The organism is Motilimonas cestriensis (assembly GCF_021295315.1).
GTDB lineage: Bacteria > Pseudomonadota > Gammaproteobacteria > Enterobacterales > CBDFNC01 > Motilimonas > Motilimonas cestriensis.
This window is the reverse complement of the sequence record NZ_JAIMJA010000005.1, coordinates 68,252-91,555: the sequence shown is the minus strand read 5'-3', so window position 1 is coordinate 91,555 and position 23,304 is coordinate 68,252. Positions and strand designations below refer to the sequence as shown.

Sequence of the window (23,304 nt, the reverse complement as noted above, 5' to 3'; positions counted from 1 at the left end):
GTGACAACATGACACTGTAGCCAAGATCAAAAAAGGGGCAAAAGCCCCTTTAAGTATTTATTAAACGTGTGAAGGATTAGTTATTCATCAACAGTTCACGCAATTGCGCAAAATCAGCAGGCATCTCTTTTGATAACAATTCGAGATCGGCGCGATCAGCTAGCTCTTTCGGCAAACCAATATCTTTACCTAAGATAGATTCAACGCTTTCTTTAAACTTAGCAGGATGAGCAGTACATAGGAAAATACCGGTCTCCCCTGCTTGTAACTGTTTAGTGAGCTGATCATAAGCGATTGCGCCGTGTGGCTCACATAAATAGCCAGCATCGTCTAATCCTTTCAGAGCGACTTCTGTTTCAGCGTCAGTTAGCATGCCTTTGCCTAGCTCAGATAAGGACTTACCTTTCACTTTAAACAGCTCTTCAATACGCGGCCAGTTGTTCGGTTGGCTCACGTCCATCGCATTAGAAAGCGTGGCAACTGTTTTCTTTGGTGCCCACTGACCGTCTTGCAGATAACGAGGAACAGTATCATTTTCGTTAGTTGCAGCGATAAAGCGCTTAATCGGTAAACCTAAAGCCTGCGCCAATAAACCTGCCGTTAGGTTACCAAAGTTACCACTTGGCACCGACACCACAACATTGTCACGTTTGTCAGCTGGCAGCTGCGCAAAGGCTTCAAAGTAATAACAAATTTGTGCTAACAAGCGGCTGATGTTAATAGAGTTTGCAGAGTTTAGGCCAATGGCTTGTTTTAGCTCCTCATCATCAAATGCGTTCTTAACCATGGCTTGACAGGCATCAAAGTCATCTTCAATCGCAACGGTCGTAATATTGCCACCTAGGGTACAAAATAGCTTTTCTTGTAATGGGCTGATCTTACCTTTTGGATATAAGATAACCACTTTAATGTTCTCTAGACCATAAAACGCATGAGCTACCGCTGCGCCAGTATCACCCGATGTTGCCGTTAAAATGGTGATGGCTTTATCGCCACCAAATTTAGCCAAACATTGCGCCATAAAGCGGCCGCCAAAGTCTTTAAACGCTAAAGTTGGACCATGAAATAGCTCAAGGGCGTAGATATCATCGCTAACCTGTTTAATTGGCGCGCCAAATTGGAATGCTTTACTCACCATATCAGACACATCTTCAGCGCTGAGTTCATCACCTATCAAGTGATGTAAAATGGCGCTACTGCGAGTAACAAGATCTTGTTTTAACAGCGCATTCACATCAGCCAACGGCTCGATGGTGTCAGGGAAAAACAACCCTTGGTTTTTACCTAAACCTTGCTTAACAGCCTGTTGAAAGCTCACTTGCTCGCTGTTTTCTTTGATATTGTATAAGTTCATAACTGCGTTCCTACAACTCTTGCACCTTCTTCATCGAGGTGACAAATATGACAAAATCCGTCTTCATTTTGAATGAAGTGTTCTTCTAACCAGCTTTTTAAACGCTGGGCTTGGTCTAGCTCTTTCATCACCACAAATACCGTCGGGCCCGATCCAGAAATACCCGTTGCTAACGCGCCGCTTTGTGTGGCGTATTTGCGCACTTCTTTAAAGCCAGGGATTAACTGCTGACGATAAGGCTCCGCAATCACATCTTTGAGCATTCCCGCAGCTAAATCTGGTTGATTGGTATAGCTTGCGTGAACAAAACCTGCCAAGTGACGACCATATGCTAACACATCACTACGACGGTATTGCGCCGGTAAAATCGCGCGAGCAGCCGAGGTTGATACAGTAATACCGGGATAAGCGACCACCCAATACCACTCTTTAAAGCTAGGAATGGCTTGACTAATCAATGCGCCCTGCTCAAGCATTAATTGCATGCCACCTAAGTAACAAGGTGCGACGTTGTCGTAATGCACACTGCCACTTATTTCACCTTCAAGCTTGCCCATTAACGCCAGCATTTCCATTTCGCCTAATGGGTAATCATGTAAAGCATTAAGGGCTTCCAATGCCGCCACAATGGAGCTAGCACTTGAGCCAAGACCACTGCCTACTGGCAGGTTTTTTTCTAATTCCATCGCTACCGGTAAGCAAGTCATGCCTTTTTCCGATAGCGCCGCTTTGTAACCTAAGTAACACTGATAAACAATATTACTCTTGCCATCGGCAGGCAGCTTGTGAGCAAAGCGACCACTGCAAGTTAAGCTGTAATCGTCAGTGCCCTTTTCAATCAATACGCGGTCGCCCAATAATGAGCCGTCAATTGGCGCTAATGCACCACCTAAAACATCAAACCCAACGCTCACGTTAGCCGTAGAAGCGGGGGCGTAAGCAACAAGACTCATGATCCTATTCTCCAAGTTAATCGTTTTATAGCTGGAATCATGGTTAAACTTCCTGCTTCCAATTCAGTGTTCTTAATACATCAGCAAACACACCAGCAGCGGTCACTTCGGTGCCCGCACCATAGCCTCTTAGCACCATAGGAATTGGCTGGTAGTACTGGCTGTATAACGCAAGTGCGTTTTCGCCATCTTTTACTTTATTCAAAGGGTCTGATTCGTCACATGCGATAATTGACACTCGGCAGTGACCATCTTCGATAGTTCCCGCGTAGCGCAATACTTGACCTTTGTCTGCGGCATCCTTTGCACGCTTGGCAAAGTATTCGTCCGCTTGCGGTAAGCGCTCCATAAACTCTTCAATGGTACCGCTGTCATCAAAGCCTGGCGGCAATGCCGCTTCAATCTCAACATCGCTTAATGACAATTCCATGCCCGCTTCACGGGCCAAAATTAACAGTTTTCTCGCCACGTCAACGCCACTTAAATCATCGCGTGGATCTGGCTCAGTAAAGCCATTTTCACGAGCAACCTTAGTCACTTCAGAAAATGCCATGCCCTCGTCTAATTTACCAAAAATATATGACAATGAGCCCGACAAAATACCATTGAACGTCATCAACTGGTCGCCAGCATTTAATAGATTTTGTAGGTTCTCAATGACTGGTAGGCCAGCACCCACATTTGTTTCATAAAGAAACTTACGGCGGGTCGATAAAGCAGTAAGGCGCAACTGACGGTAGTAATCCATGCTACCTGTGTTGGCTTTTTTGTTGGCGGCAACCACATGGAAGCCCGCACCTAAAAAGTTAACATAATCATCAGCAATTTTGTCATCACTGGTACAGTCAACTAATACCGGGTTAATGATATGTGAAGCTTCGACCAGTTGATGAGCGCGTTTTAGCGAGAAGGGTTCTGTCGCATCTTTGAGTTGATCGCGCCAATTCGTTAAATCAATGCCATCGGGATTGGTGATCATCGCGCTACGATTAGCAATGCCGCACACCCGCATGGTGATATTTTTATTCGCAAGCTGCTCTGTTTGGCGATAGATTTGGTCGACAAAAGCACCACCAACACCGCCACAGCCCACGAGAAATACGTCAATAAACTGCTGGGTACCAAAGAAATTGTGATGACAAGATTTAATTGCCTCATTGACTTTATTCTCCGGGATAACGGCAGAAATAGAGCGCTCTGACGAGCCTTGTGCAATGGCAATAATGTTCACCGACGGCTCTGCCAACGCATTGAAAAAACGCGCCGCAACACCAAGAGATGTTTTCATGCCATCGCCAATCAGTGAGATGATAGCCAAATTGTGCTTTTGATCAATCGGCTCAATTAATTGATTGGCAAGCTCTAGTTCAAACTCTTGCTCTATCGCTGAAACGGCCAACTGTGCTTCATAACTATGAATACAAAAGCTAACGCTGTATTCAGACGAAGATTGAGTGATTAAGACAATAGACACGCCAGCACGCGATACCGCAGAAAAAATGCGACCTGCAATCCCCACCATGCCTTTCATCCCAGGACCAGACACACTTAACATGGTCATACCTTTAAGATCTGAAATGGCTTTCACTTCCATTTTTGCATCACCCGGCTCACCGCTGATTAAGGTGCCCGGCGCTTGTGGGTTATTGGTGTTTTTTATCAAACAAGGGATGTGATGTTGTGAAATAGGCGCAATAGTTTTCGGGTGCAGCACTTTAGCACCAAAGTAAGACAACTCCATCGCCTCAGCATAACTTAACGAATCAAGTAAAGTGGCATCTTTAACTAAACGTGGATCGCAGCTGTATACACCATCCACATCGGTCCATATTTCACAGCACTCAGCATCTAAGCACGCCGCCAACACCGCCGCAGAATAGTCAGAGCCATTTCGCCCCAACACTAAGGTTTCACCCGCTTCGTTACCAGCCGTAAAACCGGGCATTAAGTAAATGGCTTCGGGGATAATGACTTCAGCAGCGAAACGCGCCTTTGAAGCCGCAATATCAACCATCGCTTCGACATAACCACCGCGATAAGAAATTAACTTCTCTTGTGGCACAATAATTTCAACCACTTCCCCTTTGGCTTTTAGCAGCTCAGCCATACAAGCAATACTAAGCACTTCACCTTGGGACAAAATCCGCGCTTCAATGTTATCTGGGCACTGCTCAAGCAAGCTCACACCTTGTAACAGCTTACTTACTTTGGCTAACACCTCGTCGGTTTGGTTTAACAGCGCATTATGTCTGAAATCAGGATAAAGCTTAGAAAGGCCAATGATCAGGTCGGTAAAAATGGTTTTAATGGCCGCGACATGATGTTCGGCATTTTGCCCTTGGCTAGTTTGCGCCACCACTTCAACTAAATTGTTGGTGACACCTGCTGGCGCAGATAAAACTAAAGCGACCTGTGACTGCTGCTGATTACTTACCACGATATCGGCAGCGCGATTAAATCGCTCTGCATTGGCTAAAGATGTACCGCCAAACTTAAGTACGCGCATCGTACCTCTCCCTGATAAAAATGAAAAAGCCCGCTTCGTTTGAGCGGGCTTATAGAATTTTGCTATTGCTTATCCATTAGCCCGCCCCAGCGACAATAACTGTGCTGGTGGTAATAATGGTGGTAGTCGTTAGAATAACTAGCATAAAGCAACCTTATAAAATAATGGCTACACTAATACCGAACTTTACCTAGCTTGTCAATTGGAGGCGTTGAAGCAAGAACAAGCTCAAAAAGCCGAATAAACTGCTAAAAAAGAATAAAAAGCCAATAAATAAACTAGAAAACAATAAAACAACACAAAAAACCTAATAAACAAACAGAAAGCAGTCTAAGCCTCTATCAATAATAGGTAAGACAAATATTCGGCTACGCCCCCTGTTACACTCACACGGCGGCTAAGTAAATCATAGTGCGCACTGGTTACAACCTTACTAATTAGCCGTTTCATCAAGGTACCAAACCAGCTGAAGGTCGTGAACGTACTATTCACCAACAGGTTGAAACCCAATTAACGTTATCAATGCAACGGGTGAGCCGAATAGGAATAGTTACCTTTGAATGATAACTGATTATTGAAACTTGTTTGCTCCAACACCGGATCCTTCACCAGACATCTATAAATAAAGCTATTTTTTTTAGATCATTTACCTTACATCGGACCATACTAGAATTACATTTTTGAAATAGGGATAGTTATATGATGCGAGCCGCGCTATTAATTATTTTATCTGCGATGAGCAGCGTAGCTGTGGCAGCTGATAGCTTTATTCCTTTGTCCACCACAACAGAGCGTACAGAGATTGCACAGCAATGGTACGTCAGCCAGCTTTCACCTTCTTTTAATCTGCTCTTGAATCAAAAACTATCACCAAGTGATTATGACAGCGAGGGCCAAAACTTGGGTATGATTGGGGGTTATAAGTGGCCTGTTAACAGAGGTATTAACGTGTTTATGGAAGCAGGTTTCAGTGACAATAATGAGATTAAAGAAACAGACCAACAAGCCGAGTATCACTTTTCCACTGGCGTCAGCTACCAAGTCAGCCCTCAACTTAAGCTTGAAAGTCGTATAACCCAAATGTCACTTGGGTTAAATAAGGCGGCTGTTAATGGCAGCATTACTAATTTAGGCTTAGCCACTTCCTACGAATTAATTAGAAACCTTGATTTTAAAGCCGGTGTAGAGATGCAGCAACAGCGGCAAATTATGCATTTCGGTTTAGACTACCGCTTCTAGCTAGTTAAGCATCGTAGGCTAAATGCACCTAAATGAATCTGACCTCTGTCCATTAAAACCGACTGCAAGTAAAGCTGATCATCATTTACCCAGTACATAGCATTTTGTTTAAACTTCAAGGCAATAGCTTTACCTTCCTTAACTGAACAGGCGACCGCAACACTCAACTCAACATGTGCGCCATCCACAGACATGCCTGATAAACAAGAAAATACCTTTCGATGAATACGTAAGTAACGCAATAACTCGCGATGCGCCACATGATTAGCATATCGCGATTGAACAATACCCTTTGAGTTATATGCCGTCACAATAACAAAATTCGATGCACTCAGCTTCAGCTGGTGCCATTTAAAGTGTGTCTGCTGGTACGCGAACCAAAGAGAATGTTGTAATTTAGACAAAATATATTCGCCTCATACCAGCAATGAAAAAGAATTGTTAAGAGCTTGGGTCCCTAGACTACTCTTGATTTAAGTCAATCTGAATTGAAAAAAAAACACTAACCTAGTGATATCGGTTGTTATACATCTGTTAACTAACTAGAATGTATTTTCGAAACAATTCGCCACCAAGCCTTTGATAGCCAGCATTTAAGGCTACTCTACATTGACTGGATAGCAGCATTTTAGTCTCCTCAAAACGGAATTTAGGTGCGATAAACGCAAAATTAAGTAGTAATCGAGCACATCCAAGCTGAGTCAACGAACTAGAATTATAAACATAATGTTGCACTCTTTTTAAATTTCATGCTCGGTTTACAATTGAAAGAATGCTAGATTTGTAATTAAAAAACTTAGGGCCTAACTACTATGAATACAACCAATATTCTCATCGTCGAAGATGAATTGGTCACCAGAAATACACTTAAAAGTATTTTTGAAGCAGAGGGATATCATGTCCTAGAAGCGACCGATGGTAATGAAATGTACCAAATATTAAAAACTAATTCTGTGAACTTGGTGATCATGGACATTAACTTACCTGGGAAAAACGGCTTATTGCTGGCTCGTGAGCTACGCGATCAGCATAATATCGCATTAATGTTCTTAACCGGACGCGATAACGAAGTCGATAAAATATTAGGCCTCGAAATTGGTGCAGATGATTACATCACTAAGCCTTTCAATCCACGAGAGCTAACCATCAGAGCGCGTAACTTATTAAGCCGCAGCCAAACATCAGCAGTGGCCGAAGAGTTACCAAATCAAGTAGAGCAATACGACTTCAACGGCTGGCAGTTACAAATTAACAGCCGATCTCTCGTTAGCCCTGCAGGCGTAGTATTTAAGCTGCCACGCAGCGAATTCAGAGCCATGCTGCACTTTGTTGAGCACCCAGGCCAAATTCAAACCCGCGCTGACTTATTGAAAAAAATGACAGGCCGTGAACTAAAGCCTCATGATAGAACCGTTGATGTCACCATTCGACGTATTCGCAAGCACTTTGAAAGTCATGGTGAAACGCCAGAAATCATCGCCACTATCCATGGTGAAGGCTACCGTTTTTGTGGTGACATCGAACCACAATAAATCTTTCAAGTAAGCCGAAGACAATAAAGCCCGCAAATACTGCGGGCTTTTTTTGTTGCCTAGATTTCGGTTTAAGCTATCCTCGCCAAATACAATTATTAAGCATCAGATACAAAAAAGCCCTGCAATGCAGGGCTCAAATCAAACGTTAAAGAGTGTGCTAATTAAAGCTCAATACCTAGCTCTTTAAGGTCTTTCATTACTACAGAAGCAGGTAGTGGAATGTAGCCATCTTTAGCAACGATTTCTTGACCTTGAGTAGAAAGAACCATTTTTAGGAACTCACGCTCTAGTGGTGCAAGAGGTTTGTTTGGGTGCTTGTTTACGTAAACGTATAGGAAACGAGACAGTGGGTAAGCACCTGTTACTGCGTTATCCATTGTTGCTTCTACAAATTCACCGCCTTTCTTAGACAGTGCAACAGCGCGTACGCCTGATGTTTTGTAACCGATACCAGAGTAACCGATAGCGTTTAGTGAAGAAGACACAGATTGAACAACAGAAGCTGAACCAGGTTGCTCGTTCACGCTGCTCTTGAAGTCACCTTTACATAAGCTTTTATCTTTGAAGTAACCGTAAGTACCAGATACTGAGTTACGACCGAATAATTGAATGTCTTTATCTTTCCAAGAACCGTCTAGGCCTAGGTCGCCCCAACGCTCTGCTTGCTTGTCGCCGCCACACTTAAGTGTGCTTGAAAAGATGGCGTCAACTTGTTTGATTGATAGACCTTCAATTGGGTTATCTTTGTTTACAAATACAGCCAATGCATCGATTGCAACGCGTACTTGTGTTGGCTTGTAGCCGTAACGTTTTTCAAATGCTTCGATTTCTTTTGACTTCATCGCACGACTCATTGGGCCGAACTGAGAAGTACCTTCAGTTAATGCTGGTGGAGCAGTAGATGAACCTGCAGCTTGAATTTGGATGTTTACATTAGGGTATTGACGTTTAAATTCTTCAGCCCAAAAAGTCATCATGTTAGCTAGTGTGTCAGAGCCAACAGATGAAAGGTTACCAGAGACACCACTTACTTTGGTGTAAGTTGGAAGGTTTGCATCAACATTGCCAGCAACAGCTGATCCAGCGAAAACGGTAGCGACACTGAAACCAATCGCTGTTACCAGATTTTTTACTTTCATTATCTTTACTCCAAGTGAATGTGTTTTTTTCGATTCCGCGCCAGTATGGCTAGCGATGATGACAAATATAAGTAACTAAGATGACAGTTTAATGACCGTGGTAATTTTTCCTTCACAAACGAAAAAGCGCCGAATCTACGGCGCTTGTATAGACCCACTAATAATGATAAATGAAGAAGATATGTGGAATTTGGTGAAATTTTGTAAAACTATGCGGGTATGACTCAGGGGGAATAGCGCTTTATTAGATGGTGCTCATTAGCCTCTGAGGCTTATTGTAGTTGGCTTTGTCATGTTTGTCGCTTCTTCTGTTCACTTGAGTTTTTTGGTTGTGAGCGTGGCCTTTCTAAGAGATCTTTTTTGCTGAGATCGTGATCCTTTAAAATGAAAAAAATGATCCTGTTTTTGTGAAAACACCGCTTTAAATGAAAAGCGGTGTTTTTCTGTTAAACAAGTTTAACGGATGTTTAATAATGTTTAATGCCCTCATTTAACGGACTTTAATACCTTCTTTAACTTGCCAATGATGTTCATGCGGTGAAGCTCGCTTTCTTCGATATAGTCATTGCCAAATAATTGGTTGTCACTGCGTAAATGGTAGCCTCGTTTGCTTAGATCCTTAGTTAACCTTTTGATGCGTACTTCACCATCAATGCTAAAGATATAAATACCTTCGACCTTCTCAGTGCAACAAGGCTTAATCAGGCTGATCATGGCTAAATCACCATCAGAGAGGGTAGGCTCCATGCTGTCACCGCTTACCTCGATAAGCGCGAGGTTTAGGTTGTTGAGCTTTTGCTTGTAAAGCCAGTCTTTACCTACGGATATTTGACCTATGATGTTCTCTTCTTCTACCGCTAACCCCCCGCCTGCTGAGGCTTTTACGCTGTATTGAGGGATTTGCACCAGGTTGTTTAAGTTGGTCACGACAACGTTGCTTTCTGTTAATGCTAGTGCTGAATAGCCTAATGCCAGCTTAGTTTCTCGTGGCAATATAGATTCATGGTATTCCGTAGCTTTAGTTCCTGTCCTTTTTCTTTTTAGATCATCATTTCCATCAACAAGTCTTTCCAATGTATCTCTTGTACGACGTGCTGTAGTGGGCATCCCCCTGATTCCATGCAGGTCCTGTGCTGTATACCACTCCTGTTTTAGAGTCCTTTTCTTACCACCACAAAGGGACGTATCGTCCTTTTGTGGTGTATCAACTAGCTTATCTTCTCTAGGGCCTGAGCTCATTGGGCTTCCTTGGTTTGATGTAATATAAAAACAAAATGACAAAAGGGACGTTTTCAGCTTGCATGTAGTCCCATTTGTCCCTATAGTCTTTACGAAAGAGCATAATACAAAGAGGTTACGACAATGCTTAACTGTGTAGAGTCTCAAAAAGACGTTAAAAAAGAAAGCCCACAAGATTGGCACACAGCAGATATTCAAGCAGCTGTAAAAAAGACAGGGACGACGTTTTCACAACTATCGCGGGATGCAGGATTGAAACCCAGAACGCTAAGTAATGTTTTATATCGTCATTGGCCAAAAGGAGAGCAGATTGTTGGTGCTGCCATTGGGGTTGAGCCTGCTGTAATTTGGCCGTCTCGATACCAAGGTTAAGGGGATTCGTTATGCAATGGATTACCGCGAAAGAGGTGAAGGGGTTGGCAGGAATGCCATCAACAGAGAGAAGAACAAGGGATGCTCTTGAGAGGGCGACTTGTTATAAGCCTGAGTTAAAGCGTAAACGCGAAGGCACAAAAGCTTTCGAATACCACATCGACGCTTTACCCATGGAAACCCGCGCAGCATTGCTGCTGCAAGCGTCACAAATTGAAGTGGGCGGCACGGTGTTTACTTTGCCAAAACGCAATGAAGCCAAAGAGCTTAGCTATTGCCCTGAAGCATTGTGGGATAAGTATGACAATGCGCCTGACACACACAAAAAGAAAGCTGAGCGTAAGTTCAATATTGCCTGCGCCGTGGCTGATTTAAGGGCAAAAAACATCCCCGTAGAGGATGCGCTGCTGTTGGTCGCCAAAAAATTCAACACCAGCGAAGGCACGGTTCGTCGCACTTATTATACGGTTGACGGCTTTGAGCGTGCCGACTGGATCACCTTGTTTGTGCCCAAATACAAGGCGCGCAAAGAAACACAAGAGGCAGAATTTACCCCTGCTGCCTGGGAAGCGTTTAAGGCCGATTATTTCCGTTTAGAAGGCCCTAATTTAACCACTTGCCTTGAGCGCGTGATCCAAGCGGGCGCGAATAAAGGCTGGGTTGTGCCCTCAGAATCTTCGGTTCGTCGCAAGATTGAACGCGAAATACCGAAAGACCAAGCGGTGCTACTGCGCAAAGGCGAACACGCGCTGATGATGATGTATCCCGCGCAAACCCGTAGCGTGCTGCAGCTGCATGCAATGGAGCATATCAACGGTGACGGCTACCAACACAACGTGTTTGTGCGCTGGCATAACGGCGAAATATTGCGCCCTAAAACGTGGTTTTGGCAGGACGTGTACAGCCGAAAAATTGTGGGCTATTACGTCGATGTATCAGAAAACAAAGACAGTATCCGTCTTAGTTTAATGAGCATGATTGAGCGCTACGGTATACCCAAAATCGCCACGATTGATAACACACGCGCAGCGGCTAACAAGGAGCTAACCGCAGGCATTAAAACCCGATACCGCTTCAAAGTGAAAGAAGATGATCCCGATGGTTTGTTCAAGGTGTTGGGGATTGATGTGCAATGGACCACCATTAAATACGGTAAAGGCCACGGCCAAGCGAAGCCGATTGAACGTGCCTTTGGTGTGGGTGGCTTAGAAGAAATGATCGACAAGCACCCGCTTAATGCCGGTGCCTACACAGGCCCGAACCCAATGGCCAAGCCCGACAACTACGGCAGCAAAGCCATTGCGGTAGAAGATTTTTTAAAAACCGTTGAATACGGTGTAAACCAGTTTAATAGCAAGCCTAACCGTGAAACGGAAGTGTGTGGCGGCCGGATGAGCTTTGATGAAGCGTTTAACGTGAGTTACGAGGCGTCAACTATTCGCAAAGCCACTAAAGAGCAGCTGCGCATATTAATGCTGTGCTCAGAGCCAGTGCGGGTAACAAACGGCACCTTCACACTTAAGGCTGGCGGCACCATTGCAAACCAAACTAACAAATACATTAGCGAATCCTTGATCGGCATGCGCCTTAAGCACGGCAAAGTGGTGGTGCGTTTTGACCCGCGCAACCTGCACCAGAGCGTGTTTTGTTACACCACGGATGGCCGCTTTATTTGTGAAGCACAGTGCCAAGAGCGCAGCGGCTTTAACGATCGCGTAGCCGCTCGTGACCATGAAAAAAACCGCACTCGCTTTACAAAGGCAACGAAAGCCGCCGCATTGGCGCAGCAACGCATGACCATTGCCGAAGTGGCCGCGCAACTGCCCGAGGTTGAGCCACCAAAAGCGCCTGAAACCAAGATAGTAGAAATGTACCAGCAAGCGGGTAACACGGTGCGCAAAGCGCAAATAGAAATGGACGAGGATGAACGTGAAGAAGCGTTTGGTAACGCCATTAGCGCGATATGGGAAAAGCAGGCAGAGCTGTAGCACCAAACCAGCAGACATAAAAAAGGTCAGGTTGTGGCCTGACCTGATTAATTAACAAAATAAATCGGAGTAATTATGGCAGAGAATAATCAAAATTCAAATGTAGTGACCATGTCAGACCACGCTAATGCTGTGCGCGACGCCGTAAAAGCCGTGATCGCATCTGGCGTCTTGCAAGCCGAAGTGGCGCGCGAAACCAGCATGACCACCTCACTGTTATCGCAAATTCTCAATGGCACTTACAAAGCGCCGCCAGAAAAGCACCTGCACACCCTGCAGCAGTGGTTAGAGATGCGCAAAAGCCGTGAAACAGACATGCCGATTGCGCCTAGCTTTGTTGAAACCACTACGTCAAAGCAGGTCTTTAACACCTTGCGCTATGCCCACATTAGCCGTGGCGATGGCATGACAGTCGTGATGGGCGCGCCAGGCGTGGGCAAATCAGAAGCCGCAAAAGAGTACGCCCGCCGTTCACCTAACTGTTGGATAGTGGTAGCAAGCCCGTCTATTAGTGGTTTGCTGGGCTTTTTCTACGAGTTAGCGATGGAGCTGGGCATAGAGAACGCCCCGCGCCGCAAAGACTCACTGTGCCACGCCATTCGTCGCCGTCTTGAAGGTACAGGCGGTTTGATCATCATCGATGAAGCTGACCACTTGCAGCTTGAAGTGATTGAAGAGCTGCGCGTGCTACAGCAAAAAATCGGCATAGGTTTGGCGCTGGTAGGAAACCCCACTGTGTACGGCAAAATGGTGGGCAATAGCCGCAACATCGACCTAAGCCGTTTAGAGTCTCGGGTATCAAAAAAGCTGTCCATTTTGAAGGTAAAAAAGCGTGATATTGACGCCATTGCCGCAGCCTGGCAGCTCACCAGCGACACTGAAATGCAGCTTATTCATAGCATTGCAGGCAACAAAGGTCAGCTGCGTAAACTGAGCCACACATTACGTTTAGCGTCGATGATTGCCCAAGGCAAAGGCGAACGCTTAACAGTAGACCACGTTCGCGGCGCTTACGCCGAGTTAAAACAAGACTTGATTGAGGGATAAGCCATGAGTGTATTTTCGAAGAAGCATAGCACTGTTCAAATTGAAATTAGAGGCAACACCTTTGTGGGTGTGGTTTGCGATGGCATGTTTGAAAGCACGGGGTTTCGTTACTCTATCGACGTTTATTTGAATAGTCGCGAAAGATCAGCGGAAACGGAAGATTTCTTCGTGCTGTCAATGGATACACTGATGTTTACAGGCACCCGTGCGGGCTGGCAACGCGCCTATCGTCAACTTCGCAAGCTGGATGGGGCGAGAATGAGACGTGAAGAGCTCGCCATTCAGCAAATCAAGGCGCTAACCACGTTCGATCGACTAATGCAGTGGCGCTTGCCAGATGACCAATGGCTAGATTATTTAGCAGGGAGATAAGCAATGAATACCTTAAACGATGCAACCAGCACACAACTTAGTGGCCTGATCAAATTAGGCTTTGGTGTCACCGCCTGTTACTCGGGGCGTTGCGGCACCGTGTTTGAAGTGCGTGATGTGCCCGAGCAGTTTTTAACGCCACCGATGCCGCCCGCGGTTACGGAAAACAAAGACGGCAAGACCCGCACTGTGTACCCGTTTAAATACAACGGTAGCACCGTGCTTTGGTGCCCTGAATCAGCCCCAGTAACCCCAGCAAACGCGGTTTAAACCGCGTTTAAATAAGGATTAATCAATGAATACAGCAACAGAAAACAGCATTCCCGCTGGCTACATCAAAAATAGTAAAGGCCATTTGGTGCAAGAGCAGCTGCTTAGCCCTTATGACGTTGAAATGAATGATTTTGTTATCAAACATATCAATCGAGCCTATGAACTACAGCAGCAAATAGCGAAGTTGAAACAAGAAGTTTACGAAGACTGTTATGCCTTTAAAGAGCTGCTAGAGGAAAAGTATTCGGCTAAAAAAGGTGGCAAAAAAGGCGGCATGTCATTTACCTCTTTTGATGGTGAATTGCAGATCCGTATTTCGGTTCAAGACCGCATCACCATGGGGCCAGAGCTGCGCATTGCTGAGCAGTTAATCAAAGAATGTGCTCAAGAGTGGGCAAAAACATCCAGTGCAGAAGTGCGCGCCATCATCTTCAACACCTTTGAAACGGATAAGGAAGGTAATTTAAGCATTGCCAAGGTACTGAGCTTCAAACGTGAATATCAGCATGTGTCCGAAGACCCTCGCTGGGTGAACGGCATGGAAGCGATTACCGATGCGATCAAAGTGGTGGGCTCTAAATCTTACCTGAACTTTAAAAAGCGTAATCCAGAAGGGAAGTTTTTAAACATCCCCCTTGATATCAGCAAGCTATAACCAGCGAAACGCCGTCATTCACGGCGTCTGCCTAGCGTGGTGGCTAGGCACTGACGAGCAGCCAGGGCCCAAGCTATTTATTTTTATTTCAAAATGGATATGCACCATGAAAACAACCCGAGAAACCCGCGCCGAGTTTTTAATGCGCCAGCGCCGCATCGCGCAATACATGCTAGAGGATGGCAAGTTTTTTCCATTAGCTCGCTTGATTGAGCGTGCTGGCATCACCCAAACTCAAGCGGAAGTAACCTTTCGCTACCTTGAAAACAATCCTGATATTGAGGTGGAAATACTCACTAAGCCGCGTCGATTTAAAGTTAAGGCCATTAACGACCAACAAAGTGTTATTGCCTGGGACAGTGAAGGCGTAAGGGAGCGTAACGCTCAGCGCTACCGTGCGCTATGGGAACTGGCGTTAGGGGTTATTCCTGCGATACCCAAGGAGTTGGCATGAGCATTAGCAAAGAACAGTGGACGGATATTGAAAGCAAATTAAGTGGCTTATATGGCACAGTCAAACTGATGCTAGAAGGCCGAACGCTTACCCTTGAGAAGCGATTGATTGCTGAAAACCAACTGGCAGTGTTGGTGTTTATCGACGGCTCGATTCAACCCACGTCGGGCTTAGAATCAAGTAAACATTATGATCCGTTTGTGGCGCTGGTATGGCGTAAGCGAAGCGAATCCTGTTATTCGCAAAAGCAGATTAAGGAAATAGAAAAGTTATGGGGGAAGCGAGAAGCCAAGAAGCAATACCCTAGATTATACGACAAGCATGTGTATTACGAACCATTCTTCCCTAAGTTCGCAGGCTTAAAGCGGGTGCTGAGTAAGCAAAAAGACCTGCAAATGTTCGTCGAACCCACCGATGTGGAGGCCGAGCCATGCCAACCCGTCAAGGATTAATTAACTACTTACTGCACAGCGGCCAAGGCTACAACGAAGCAACCGCCCGGGCGTGGTGTGAAAAGAACATTCCACGCTGGCATTTACTGGAGGAAAAGTAATGGCACTGATTACCGTAGAAATTACCTGCACCGATGAGGGCGTGGTGAATTGGGTATCGCATATTGAACACGATAGAAAAAACGTTGCCGACGCCATTGCCTTAGCGTTCTACGAGCAACTGGAAAAGAACATCATTTTGGCTAATAAGGACGTGTGCAATCAAAAGCGACTTGCGCAGCAATAAAAGCGAAACGCCGTCTCCACGGCGTCTGCCTAGCATGGCGGCTAGGCACTGATGAGCAGCCTACTCAAGCGGCATAAAAAAGGAAACGCTATGTTGAACCCAACCACCAAAGCAGCAGTTGATACCGCGTTCACGCGCTTGATATGCCGCAGTGTCACCACCCATGAGGTAAATGCCGTGCTGAGTTTGTGCGGCGAATTAAGCCAATTAGCCACCCGCGCCGAGCAGCAAGGCTGGCTGGCATTAGCCGAAGAAATGACCCTATGGCGCGACCAGCTTAGCCGCGACGCGCTGAGATCAACCGAACAGTAGAGGCCCTATGACCACAGCACACCGAAAGAGTTTAATCACGCGCATTCACATCGCCAAAGCGCAGCTCAAACTAGACGATGATATTTACCAAGCCATTTTGGCCAGTGCCACCAAGGGCAAAACGTCATGCAGTACCATGAGCTTACCTGAGTTAATGGCGGTGATGGCTGCGTTTGAACAGCGCGGCTTTAAAACCCAAAAGCCAACCCGCAAGCCAGCCAACAAAACCAAGGCCGTGCGCGCGCCTGAGCTAGCAAAAATCAACGCTATTTGGCGCACCATGCACCAGCAAGGTTTTGTTCGTGATGGCTCAGAGCGTGCATTAACGGCTTACAGCAAACGCATCACCGGGATTGCTCAGCTGACATGGCTGCAATCCAACCAAGCCAGTCGCGTGCTAGAAAGCCTGAAAAAATGGCACACGCGGGAAATGGTTAAGCAGCTGGGTGAGCAACCCAAAAATAGCCAAGGAAAAACCCCCTCTTACGCAACTATCTGTGATATTTTTCAGCAAGCACAAGGGGAGCAGCCATGAAATTAGGCCGTTGTCCTATCTGTAAAAGTCAGTTGTATTTACAGCAATTAATTGAAGATGACGCAGGCCGCGAAGTGATGGCCACACTGGCCAAGTTAGATAAACACTTGGGGCGTCATTTAATGGAATACATCGCGTTATTTCGCCCTGAAAAGTCGGATTTGAGCCTAAGCCGCGCCGCCAAGCTAATCAGTGAGGTGCTGGCATTAACTCATAATCACGACGCCTTGCGTGAAGCGGTGTACCAAACGGCCAGCAGCATTAAGGCCAAGCGCTTAGAAGGCAGCAACGCGCAGCCATTGAAAAATCACAACTACCTTAAACAAGTGTTAAACACGGTTTCAGACACCTTTAACAGTGGTTTAAAAAGCGAAGTGAAAGGCAACGTGGAAATCAAAGCCCAAGGGCGACCAGAAAGCGCCGCCGAGAATAAACGCAAATTTGAAGAGCAAATGGCCAAGTTTAAAGGAGATCACCATGTTTGCTGAAGTGAATGTTGAATTGGAGTTAACCTTTGACTGCCCACACTGTGATAAACCACAACGGACCAGTGAGCATGGCCTTAACTATGATATTACCGTTGGTGCTCATGACTTAACTTGCACTCAGTGTGGTCAAGATTTTGAGCTAAATATTAACGCCCCTTATTAGTCCCTATAGCCAGCAGGAGCAATCATGAGCGAACAACAGCACAGCCTATTTAGTGATGACCTAGTCGAGCCACTGCTGGCCCGCATTGAAGACGTGCCAGATGATGACTATAAAAGCAGCTGGCCCGAATACCTCGCCGATTTAGTGGACGTGTTTGAAAGCCGTTTAACGCGCCTCAGCATTTCTCAGCCACGCAAAATCGCCAAAGCCTTAATTGCCGAACAAGCCCACTACTTAGGTGGGCGTTTTCGTTATTTGCCCAAGGGCGACAAGCTACTAAGCGCATTGCGCAATATCGACATTTTTAATGATTGGTATCACGGCAAAAGCATCAAACTGATCGCGCAAGACCACCGCGAACTGACCGAACCGCAGATCTATCGCATCATTCAAGAGCAGCGCAAACTGCACCAAAAGCGCAGCCAGCGGGAGTTGTTTTAGTTGTGAGGTTGTATGTCGCTAGGAATGAAAAAGCCCCGTTAATGGGGCTTTTTGCTGTTTAGAACGGGGCAAAGGTAGACGTTGATACCTCACAACCATTATAAAATTCGCCTTCATCGAAGGTATAGATAACGCCTTGAGCGTACCAATAATACTTATAAGTTGAAGTACTGGGCGACCAATACACAAATACTTTTTCCGATTCACCTCTGGCTGCTAATTCAGCCTTAATTTTTTTCGGGCACTCTCCAGATGTTGGCGTCCAATTGAAATCATCAGGATACCAAAACGTTTTAATCTCACAGCCTTGAACTATGTCACCCCAAGTGAAATCCAAGGTGTAATCACCGTTAAACCACTTATAGGAATGGCTATGATAATTTCCACTATCATACTTGTCGATGGTTTCAGGATCGCCAATTTCAGCAATCTTATTGTTAATCTCTGCGGTGCAGTCTTTGGCAAAAATATCCGTCGTTGAGCTTGAAGATGCGTTACTCGATAGGGCTTGGCTCTCACCACCACCGCCACAGGCGGTGAGTGTTAAGGTGCTCATCAATGCCGCTACTGCTAATTTATAGGCCATTATTTTCAGCTTCCTTATCGGGTTTTATAAACGCGTTTGAAATTCACGCGATCTTTGAATAACCGTCCACTAACGACCATTCCACCAATAACCACGGCAACCGCGACCACCCAGCCCAACCAACTTGCGGAAGAAAACCAAATGCCCACTTTAATACCAGCGGCAGCAGCAATAATTAAAATAATGATAAACATTGCTTGAGGAGAGCCATACTCAACTTCAGCTTGGCAACCGCTACATACAGTTGCACCTCGTGGTACACTATTGTGACAATGTGGACAGGTTAATTCAGACATAAATATCCCTCTTAATTTTGATAATCATTTTGATGACAACATAATAAATACATCTATTTGATTTTTCAGTGACCACTATCAACTCTTTAATATCAAAAAACACAACTCTCACTAAAACCCGATAAACCCAACCAAATCGCCAATGCCGTCATGATAACGGCATGAATAAAGACCTCTTATTAAATTATCACCCCGCTTTTCAGGCTGCCATGCTTTGGCTTGGCCCCATTGAAGGCGGCTATGTGAATGATCCCGACGACCCCGGCGGGGAAACCCAATTTGGTATATCCAAACGGGCTTACCCGAATCTGGATATTGCCAACTTAACCCAAGCGCAAGCCGTGCGCATTTACCATCGCGACTATTGGAAAGCCGCGTATTGCCACGAACTGCCCGATGCCTTGGCCATTGCCGTGTTTGATGCCGCCGTTAATCACGGGGTTAGCGTAGCCAAGCTAATGTTGCAAAACGCCCTCAAGGTAAAACCAGACGGCAAAATCGGCCCCATTACCTTAGCGGCAGCGCGCCAAACCGACACCGCCTTGCTGGTATCTGCCTATTTACTGCGCCGTGGCCGCCGTTATGCCCGCATTGTCGCCAAGCGCCAACGCAGCCAGAAGTACCTAGAAGGTTGGTTTAACCGCCTTGATTTACTGCTGCCTGTTACTTGGCAGTATCTGTAATGGGCATGGGCTGGACACTGGCTTATTACGAAGGCCGCCGCGACCGCATTGAAACCGAGCTGGCCAGTTTAGCCGGTGAGTCTGAGCGGCCCTATAAGCAGTGTTATCCCTGCGCCACTAAGGCCAGTTATTACCAAAAGGGTTGGCACAGCGTTACCCCTGCGCAAGTGGCTCGCGCCCAGCAACAAGCCGAGAAATGGCGCGGCAAAATGCAGCGCATTATTAGTGATTTAATCCAGAGGAAAGCCCATGGATCCCGTTAGCATAATCGGTTTAGCCAGCACCTTATTAAAGGTTGGCCCCAGTGTGGTGAAAGCCGTGGGCAGCTTGTTTGGTGGCGACACCGAAGACACCGCCATTAAGGTCGCCAACACCGTCGATCACATTCGCGGCAGTTTAAGCAGCAAAGAAGCACAGCAAGTGGCGATGGAGCAAGCCCTCAATCAAATGCCGCCAGCGCAATTTGTGCAGCTGCAACAGATGCAAGTCGAGCTGGCCAAAATCGACCAAGAGCGTGAATCACGCCAGTTTCAGCATGACGAAACCCTCAACCAACAGCAACAAGCCACCATTCAAAACGGTGATAACGCCCAGGGCGAATACGTGCGGCAAACCCGACCACTGATCGCCCGCATTTGCACCTATGCCGCCTTGCTTTACACCATCGGCTTTGAAGCCTTGAAAGCCCAAGACGTGGGCACTGGCGCCAGCTGGGAGTTATTAGGTTGTTTGCTCTCGATGCCCATGGCCTACATGGGCGTTAGAACGTGGGACGCCTTTAGCCGCTTTAAAGGGCCAAAGCTCTAATTGATTAAGGAATAGCAATGACCGACATAGCCGATAAAGCCAGCGAACACGAAAGCCAGTGGCTGGCGCGCAGCTTAGCCGCCCAACAAGCCAAAGCGATGCAAGGCCACCGGCCTGATGATGCCAGCGAGGGCGAACGCCTGTGTATCGACTGCGGTGAAGTGATCCCCGCTAAGCGCATTAAGGCTAACCCCTGCGCCCTGCGCTGCATTGATTGCCAAAGCATCAAGGAATTAAAGGAGCAGCGAGGTGATTAGCTTTATCACAACCTATTGGGTGCAAATTTACGCCTTTATTACCTTGGTGATGCTGTTTGCCAATTTCTTCTTAACCAAAACCTTTGCCAAGCAAACCAAGGTGGAAGAGCTAGAGCGGCGCTTAGCAAGGCTGGAAGGCGAATTTAAACACCTGCCCAGTAAAACCGACATCAGCGATTTGGATCGCCGCATTGAAAACCAAAGCGGCAAGCTCGACACCATTTTAACCCAGCTAAATCACTTACACGTTATGACGCAGATGCTCACAGAAAACGAAATCAAAGGCTAAGAACACGCTGGCTTATTAGTGATTTAAGACGTGCCGGCACGTCATGAACGACACCAATAGCGGCTCACAGAAAACGAAATTAAAGGATAACCCTATCATGGCTTTAGAAGATGTAATGAACGAGCATTATCGCCTAGTGGTGTTGCGTTTATTGAATGAAGTACCCGGCTTTAAGCTAAACGAGTCCATCTTACAAGATGGCCTTGCCCGTTATAACCTCACCATCAGCCGCGACGCCTTGCGCACTCAGCTGCATTGGCTGGCCGAGCAGCAATACGTCAAGGTGGAAACCGTTGGCCAAACCTTATTGGCTAGCTTAACCCAACGAGGGTTAGACGTGGCCCTAGGCCATGCGTTTGCGCCAGGCATTAAACGCCCGCGTCCAAATTTATAAGGGGGCGCAGATGGCAGATAAACCTACTGATAAACCGACCAGAGGCAAGCGCAGCAAAATCGATCTGCTGCCCGAAGCGATCCGGAAAAAGCTAGATATGGGCCTGCGTGATGGCTCTATCACGCAAAAAGAGTTGCTGGAAGAAATCAACGACTTGATCCGTGTTGCTGGTCTGCCAGAAGAAGCCGAGCTGTCAAAAAGCGGCCTAAATCGCTACGCCAGCAAAATGGAAGCCGTGGGCAAAGACCTGCGCGAAATGCGCGAAGTCAGTGAAGTATGGGTGGCGCAATTAGGCGAAAAACCCACCGGTGATGTCACCAAACTGATCTTGGAAATTGGCCGCACCCAACTGTTTAAAGCCATGATGAACCAAGCCGATTCAGCCGATGAAGCGGTCGATATTGGCATGATCAAAGACGCCATGTTAGCGGCGCAGCGCCTAGAGCAAACCGCCACGTTATCCCACAAGCGTGAAAAAGAGATCCGCAAAGCCTTTGCCGAAGAAGCCGCCAATGCCGCCGAAGTGGTGGGTAAATCCCAAGGCTTAACCAAAGAAGCGGTGCAACTGCTGAAAAATGAAATTTTGGGGATTGCCTAATGGTTGCGCTGGTCGATAACGCCACGCTCGCGCAAGTGCTGGCCGAACAAACCCAAGCCCAAATCAGCGCCTTTGATCCTGCAGAGGTGCTACTTGGTTATCAAAAGCGCTGGATAGCCGACGAATCACCGTTAAAAATTGCCGAAAAGTCGCGCCGTACCGGTATCACTTGGGCCGAAGCGGCAGACGCCTGTTTAACCGCTGCCACCGCCAAAAGCCATGGCGGCACCCATCATTTTTATGTTGGCTCCAATAAAGAAATGGCGCGCGAGTTTATCGACGCCGTGGCCATGTGGGCCAAGGTGTTCGATAAGGCTGCGGGTGATATTTGTGAAGAAGTCTTAAATGATGAAGACAAAGACATCCTCACCTTTGTGGTGTATTTCGAGTCGGGCTTTAAAGTACAAGCCCTTAGCTCAAATCCCAGCAACCTGCGCGGCATGCAAGGTAACGTCACCATTGATGAAGCCGCCTTTCATGAGCGCTTGGCCGAGGTGTTAAAAGCCGCACTGGCACTGACCATGTGGGGCGCTAAGGTGCGCTTGATCAGCACCCATAACGGTGTAGACAACCAATTTAATCAGCTTATTCAAGACAGCCGCGCCGGCAAAAAAGCCTACAGCGTGCACACCATCACCCTAGACGATGCCTGCGCTGATGGCTTGTATCAGCGCATTTGCCAAATTCGTGGCATCGAGTGGAGCCAGCAAGCCCAAGATGCTTGGATAGCAGGGCTACTTAACGCCACCCACACCAAAGACGACGCCCTAGAAGAATACTACTGTGTGCCCAAACACGGCGGCGGCGCGTATTTGCAGCGCAGCTACATTGAGCGTGCCATGACCGCAGGCATTCCCATTTTGCGTTACGAAGCCTGTGACGACTTTATGAATTGGAGCAAGCCAAGGCGCGAGCTTGAAATAAACGATTGGTGCGAGCAAACACTGGCCCCAGAACTGGCCCAACTCGATCCCAATTTAAACCACGCCTTTGGTGAAGACTTTGCCCGCAAGGGCGATTTAACCATTTTTGTGCCACTGGAAATTAAACGCGATTTAACCAAGCGCACACCGTTTTTAATTGAGCTGCGCAACCTCACTTACGACCAACAAAAGCAAATCTTGTTCTATTTGTTAGCCGGATTACCACGCCTGCAAGGCATGGCCTTTGATGCCACCGGTAATGGCGGCTACTTAGCCGAAAGCGCGGCGCTGCATTACGGCACCGAAATGGTCGATTGCATCATGCTTAACGATCCTTGGTATCGCGAGTGGATGCCCAAGCTTAAAGCCGAATTTGAAGACGGCACCCTGAGCATTCCCAAGCACCAAGACATACTCGACGACTTGCGCCACATCCAAGTGGTCGGCGGTGTGCCCAAGATCGATAAAGGCAAAAGCAAAGGCCAAGACGGCAAACAGCGCCACGGTGACGCCGCTGTGGGCCTTGCCATGGCCATTCGCGCCAGTTGGATGGAAGGCAGTGCTATCGAGTTTACCCCGTTGCCAGCAACCAGCCGCTTTGACGGCGACGCCCATGAAGATGAAGACAGCAACGGCTTTGCAAGTCGCTGCTGGTAATGAGGAATAAA

General features: G+C 46.8%; 33 protein-coding genes and 2 other RNA genes. 27 read left to right on the top strand and 8 right to left on the bottom strand.

The annotated features are described in order from the left end of the window. Positions 1–76 precede the first annotated feature (76 nt). The 3 genes from thrC to thrA are packed head-to-tail and all read right to left on the bottom strand — an operon-like array spanning position 77 to position 4,813. A complete protein-coding gene (gene thrC / locus K6Y31_RS06465; RefSeq protein ID WP_233051991.1) occupies positions 77–1,354 on the bottom strand; it encodes a threonine synthase in 1,278 nt (425 codons plus the stop codon). Then, positions 1,351–2,307: a homoserine kinase gene (thrB, locus tag K6Y31_RS06460; RefSeq protein ID WP_233051990.1), complete on the bottom strand. Its 957-nt coding sequence runs from the start codon at positions 2,305–2,307 to the stop codon at positions 1,351–1,353. Before thrB ends, thrC begins: the two co-directional genes overlap by 4 nt. Before the next feature lie 43 nt (positions 2,308–2,350). Then, on the bottom strand, positions 2,351–4,813 hold the full coding sequence (gene thrA, locus K6Y31_RS06455) for a bifunctional aspartate kinase/homoserine dehydrogenase I (RefSeq protein ID WP_233051989.1): 2,463 nt from the start codon (positions 4,811–4,813) through the stop codon (positions 2,351–2,353). Between the two features lie 699 nt (positions 4,814–5,512). On the opposite strand from thrA, the gene K6Y31_RS06450 reads away from it, so the two are divergent. Further along, positions 5,513–6,052, top strand: coding sequence for a hypothetical protein (locus K6Y31_RS06450; protein WP_233051985.1), 540 nt, complete (start codon positions 5,513–5,515; stop codon positions 6,050–6,052). On the opposite strand, the gene K6Y31_RS06445 is transcribed toward K6Y31_RS06450, so the two are convergent. Beyond that, positions 6,049–6,456 (bottom strand): DUF3293 domain-containing protein, encoded by a 408-nt coding sequence (locus K6Y31_RS06445; RefSeq protein WP_233051984.1) that lies wholly within the window; start codon positions 6,454–6,456, stop codon positions 6,049–6,051. The two genes, K6Y31_RS06450 and K6Y31_RS06445, sit on opposite strands and share 4 nt — an antisense overlap. 408 nt (positions 6,457–6,864) lie before the next feature. Between K6Y31_RS06445 and arcA the strand changes: the two genes are divergently transcribed. Beyond that, positions 6,865–7,584 carry a two-component system response regulator ArcA gene (arcA, locus tag K6Y31_RS06440; RefSeq protein WP_233051983.1) on the top strand — a complete coding sequence of 240 codons (720 nt, stop codon included), beginning with the start codon at positions 6,865–6,867 and terminating at the stop codon, positions 7,582–7,584. A 164-nt stretch (positions 7,585–7,748) separates the two neighbouring features. On the opposite strand, the gene K6Y31_RS06435 is transcribed toward arcA, so the two are convergent. Both K6Y31_RS06435 and K6Y31_RS06430 read right to left on the bottom strand, forming a co-directional pair. Then, positions 7,749–8,726: a PstS family phosphate ABC transporter substrate-binding protein gene (locus K6Y31_RS06435; RefSeq protein ID WP_233051982.1), complete on the bottom strand. Its 978-nt coding sequence runs from the start codon at positions 8,724–8,726 to the stop codon at positions 7,749–7,751. Between the two features lie 486 nt (positions 8,727–9,212). Then, entirely contained in the window at positions 9,213–9,965 is a 753-nt protein-coding gene (locus K6Y31_RS06430; RefSeq protein WP_233051981.1) for a S24 family peptidase, read from the bottom strand. Positions 9,966–10,088: 123 nt separating this feature from the next. Here K6Y31_RS06430 and K6Y31_RS06425 point away from each other — a divergent pair, with 123 nt between their 5' ends. From K6Y31_RS06425 to K6Y31_RS06350, 17 genes are all read left to right on the top strand, one after another. Then, a complete protein-coding gene (locus tag K6Y31_RS06425; protein ID WP_233051980.1) occupies positions 10,089–10,337 on the top strand; it encodes a helix-turn-helix domain-containing protein in 249 nt (82 codons plus the stop codon). Between the two features lie 11 nt (positions 10,338–10,348). Then, the gene (locus K6Y31_RS06420) at positions 10,349–12,325 is read left to right on the top strand and encodes a transposase domain-containing protein (RefSeq protein ID WP_233051979.1); all 1,977 of its coding nucleotides are present in this window, start codon (positions 10,349–10,351) and stop codon (positions 12,323–12,325) included. Between the two features lie 75 nt (positions 12,326–12,400). Continuing rightward, complete coding sequence (locus tag K6Y31_RS06415) at positions 12,401–13,372, top strand: AAA family ATPase (RefSeq protein ID WP_233051978.1); 972 nt, start codon at positions 12,401–12,403, stop codon at positions 13,370–13,372. Positions 13,373–13,375: 3 nt separating this feature from the next. Continuing rightward, positions 13,376–13,744, top strand: a complete 369-nt coding sequence (locus K6Y31_RS06410; RefSeq protein ID WP_233051977.1) for a hypothetical protein — start codon at positions 13,376–13,378, stop codon at positions 13,742–13,744. A gap of 3 nt (positions 13,745–13,747) precedes the next feature. Beyond that, positions 13,748–14,014 (top strand): hypothetical protein, encoded by a 267-nt coding sequence (locus K6Y31_RS06405; RefSeq protein ID WP_233051976.1) that lies wholly within the window; start codon positions 13,748–13,750, stop codon positions 14,012–14,014. A 25-nt stretch (positions 14,015–14,039) separates the two neighbouring features. After that, entirely contained in the window at positions 14,040–14,672 is a 633-nt protein-coding gene (locus K6Y31_RS06400; protein ID WP_233051975.1) for a DUF3164 family protein, read from the top strand. Position 14,673: 1 nt separating this feature from the next. Next, an RNA gene (locus K6Y31_RS06395) (hammerhead ribozyme type II) lies at positions 14,674–14,739 on the top strand. Positions 14,740–14,778: 39 nt separating this feature from the next. Beyond that, positions 14,779–15,126 (top strand): hypothetical protein, encoded by a 348-nt coding sequence (locus tag K6Y31_RS06390; RefSeq protein ID WP_233051974.1) that lies wholly within the window; start codon positions 14,779–14,781, stop codon positions 15,124–15,126. Beyond that, a complete protein-coding gene (locus tag K6Y31_RS06385; protein WP_233051973.1) occupies positions 15,123–15,578 on the top strand; it encodes a hypothetical protein in 456 nt (151 codons plus the stop codon). The genes K6Y31_RS06390 and K6Y31_RS06385 overlap by 4 nt, the downstream gene beginning before the upstream one ends. Continuing rightward, positions 15,557–15,679 carry a hypothetical protein gene (locus tag K6Y31_RS22300; RefSeq protein ID WP_282560155.1) on the top strand — a complete coding sequence of 41 codons (123 nt, stop codon included), beginning with the start codon at positions 15,557–15,559 and terminating at the stop codon, positions 15,677–15,679. Before K6Y31_RS06385 ends, K6Y31_RS22300 begins: the two co-directional genes overlap by 22 nt. Then, complete coding sequence (locus K6Y31_RS06380; RefSeq protein ID WP_233051972.1) at positions 15,679–15,864, top strand: hypothetical protein; 186 nt, start codon at positions 15,679–15,681, stop codon at positions 15,862–15,864. The genes K6Y31_RS22300 and K6Y31_RS06380 overlap by 1 nt, the downstream gene beginning before the upstream one ends. Continuing rightward, positions 15,865–15,929, top strand: an RNA gene (locus K6Y31_RS06375) — hammerhead ribozyme type II. Positions 15,930–15,954: 25 nt separating this feature from the next. After that, a complete protein-coding gene (locus K6Y31_RS06370) occupies positions 15,955–16,176 on the top strand; it encodes a hypothetical protein (RefSeq protein WP_233051971.1) in 222 nt (73 codons plus the stop codon). Between the two features lie 7 nt (positions 16,177–16,183). Further along, positions 16,184–16,711 carry a gp16 family protein gene (locus tag K6Y31_RS06365; protein WP_233051970.1) on the top strand — a complete coding sequence of 176 codons (528 nt, stop codon included), beginning with the start codon at positions 16,184–16,186 and terminating at the stop codon, positions 16,709–16,711. Beyond that, complete coding sequence (locus tag K6Y31_RS06360; protein ID WP_233051969.1) at positions 16,708–17,199, top strand: hypothetical protein; 492 nt, start codon at positions 16,708–16,710, stop codon at positions 17,197–17,199. Before K6Y31_RS06365 ends, K6Y31_RS06360 begins: the two co-directional genes overlap by 4 nt. Next, positions 17,189–17,362, top strand: coding sequence for a hypothetical protein (locus K6Y31_RS06355; RefSeq protein WP_233051968.1), 174 nt, complete (start codon positions 17,189–17,191; stop codon positions 17,360–17,362). Before K6Y31_RS06360 ends, K6Y31_RS06355 begins: the two co-directional genes overlap by 11 nt. Before the next feature lie 24 nt (positions 17,363–17,386). Next, complete coding sequence (locus K6Y31_RS06350) at positions 17,387–17,803, top strand: Mor transcription activator family protein (protein ID WP_233051967.1); 417 nt, start codon at positions 17,387–17,389, stop codon at positions 17,801–17,803. A gap of 58 nt (positions 17,804–17,861) precedes the next feature. Here the strand turns inward: K6Y31_RS06350 and K6Y31_RS06345 are convergent, their stop codons facing one another. Continuing rightward, positions 17,862–18,389, bottom strand: coding sequence for a hypothetical protein (locus K6Y31_RS06345; protein ID WP_233051966.1), 528 nt, complete (start codon positions 18,387–18,389; stop codon positions 17,862–17,864). Between the two features lie 14 nt (positions 18,390–18,403). Continuing rightward, a complete protein-coding gene (locus K6Y31_RS06340) occupies positions 18,404–18,685 on the bottom strand; it encodes a hypothetical protein (protein ID WP_233051965.1) in 282 nt (93 codons plus the stop codon). Between the two features lie 161 nt (positions 18,686–18,846). Here K6Y31_RS06340 and K6Y31_RS06335 point away from each other — a divergent pair, with 161 nt between their 5' ends. From K6Y31_RS06335 to K6Y31_RS06300, 8 genes are all read left to right on the top strand, one after another. Next, a complete protein-coding gene (locus tag K6Y31_RS06335) occupies positions 18,847–19,368 on the top strand; it encodes a glycoside hydrolase family 108 protein (RefSeq protein ID WP_233051964.1) in 522 nt (173 codons plus the stop codon). Next, positions 19,353–19,631: a hypothetical protein gene (locus K6Y31_RS06330; RefSeq protein WP_233051963.1), complete on the top strand. Its 279-nt coding sequence runs from the start codon at positions 19,353–19,355 to the stop codon at positions 19,629–19,631. Before K6Y31_RS06335 ends, K6Y31_RS06330 begins: the two co-directional genes overlap by 16 nt. Further along, positions 19,618–20,175 (top strand): hypothetical protein, encoded by a 558-nt coding sequence (locus K6Y31_RS06325; RefSeq protein ID WP_233051962.1) that lies wholly within the window; start codon positions 19,618–19,620, stop codon positions 20,173–20,175. The genes K6Y31_RS06330 and K6Y31_RS06325 overlap by 14 nt, the downstream gene beginning before the upstream one ends. Positions 20,176–20,192: 17 nt before the next feature. Then, a complete protein-coding gene (locus tag K6Y31_RS06320) occupies positions 20,193–20,432 on the top strand; it encodes a TraR/DksA C4-type zinc finger protein (RefSeq protein WP_233051961.1) in 240 nt (79 codons plus the stop codon). Beyond that, positions 20,425–20,721 (top strand): DUF2730 family protein, encoded by a 297-nt coding sequence (locus K6Y31_RS06315; RefSeq protein ID WP_233051960.1) that lies wholly within the window; start codon positions 20,425–20,427, stop codon positions 20,719–20,721. Before K6Y31_RS06320 ends, K6Y31_RS06315 begins: the two co-directional genes overlap by 8 nt. Positions 20,722–20,818: 97 nt before the next feature. Next, entirely contained in the window at positions 20,819–21,115 is a 297-nt protein-coding gene (locus K6Y31_RS06310) for a VpaChn25_0724 family phage protein (RefSeq protein WP_233051959.1), read from the top strand. Positions 21,116–21,125: 10 nt separating this feature from the next. Continuing rightward, a complete protein-coding gene (locus K6Y31_RS06305; protein WP_233051958.1) occupies positions 21,126–21,713 on the top strand; it encodes a DUF3486 family protein in 588 nt (195 codons plus the stop codon). Further along, positions 21,713–23,293, top strand: a complete 1,581-nt coding sequence (locus K6Y31_RS06300; RefSeq protein ID WP_233051957.1) for a terminase large subunit domain-containing protein — start codon at positions 21,713–21,715, stop codon at positions 23,291–23,293. The genes K6Y31_RS06305 and K6Y31_RS06300 overlap by 1 nt, the downstream gene beginning before the upstream one ends. Positions 23,294–23,304: the final 11 nt, after the last annotated feature.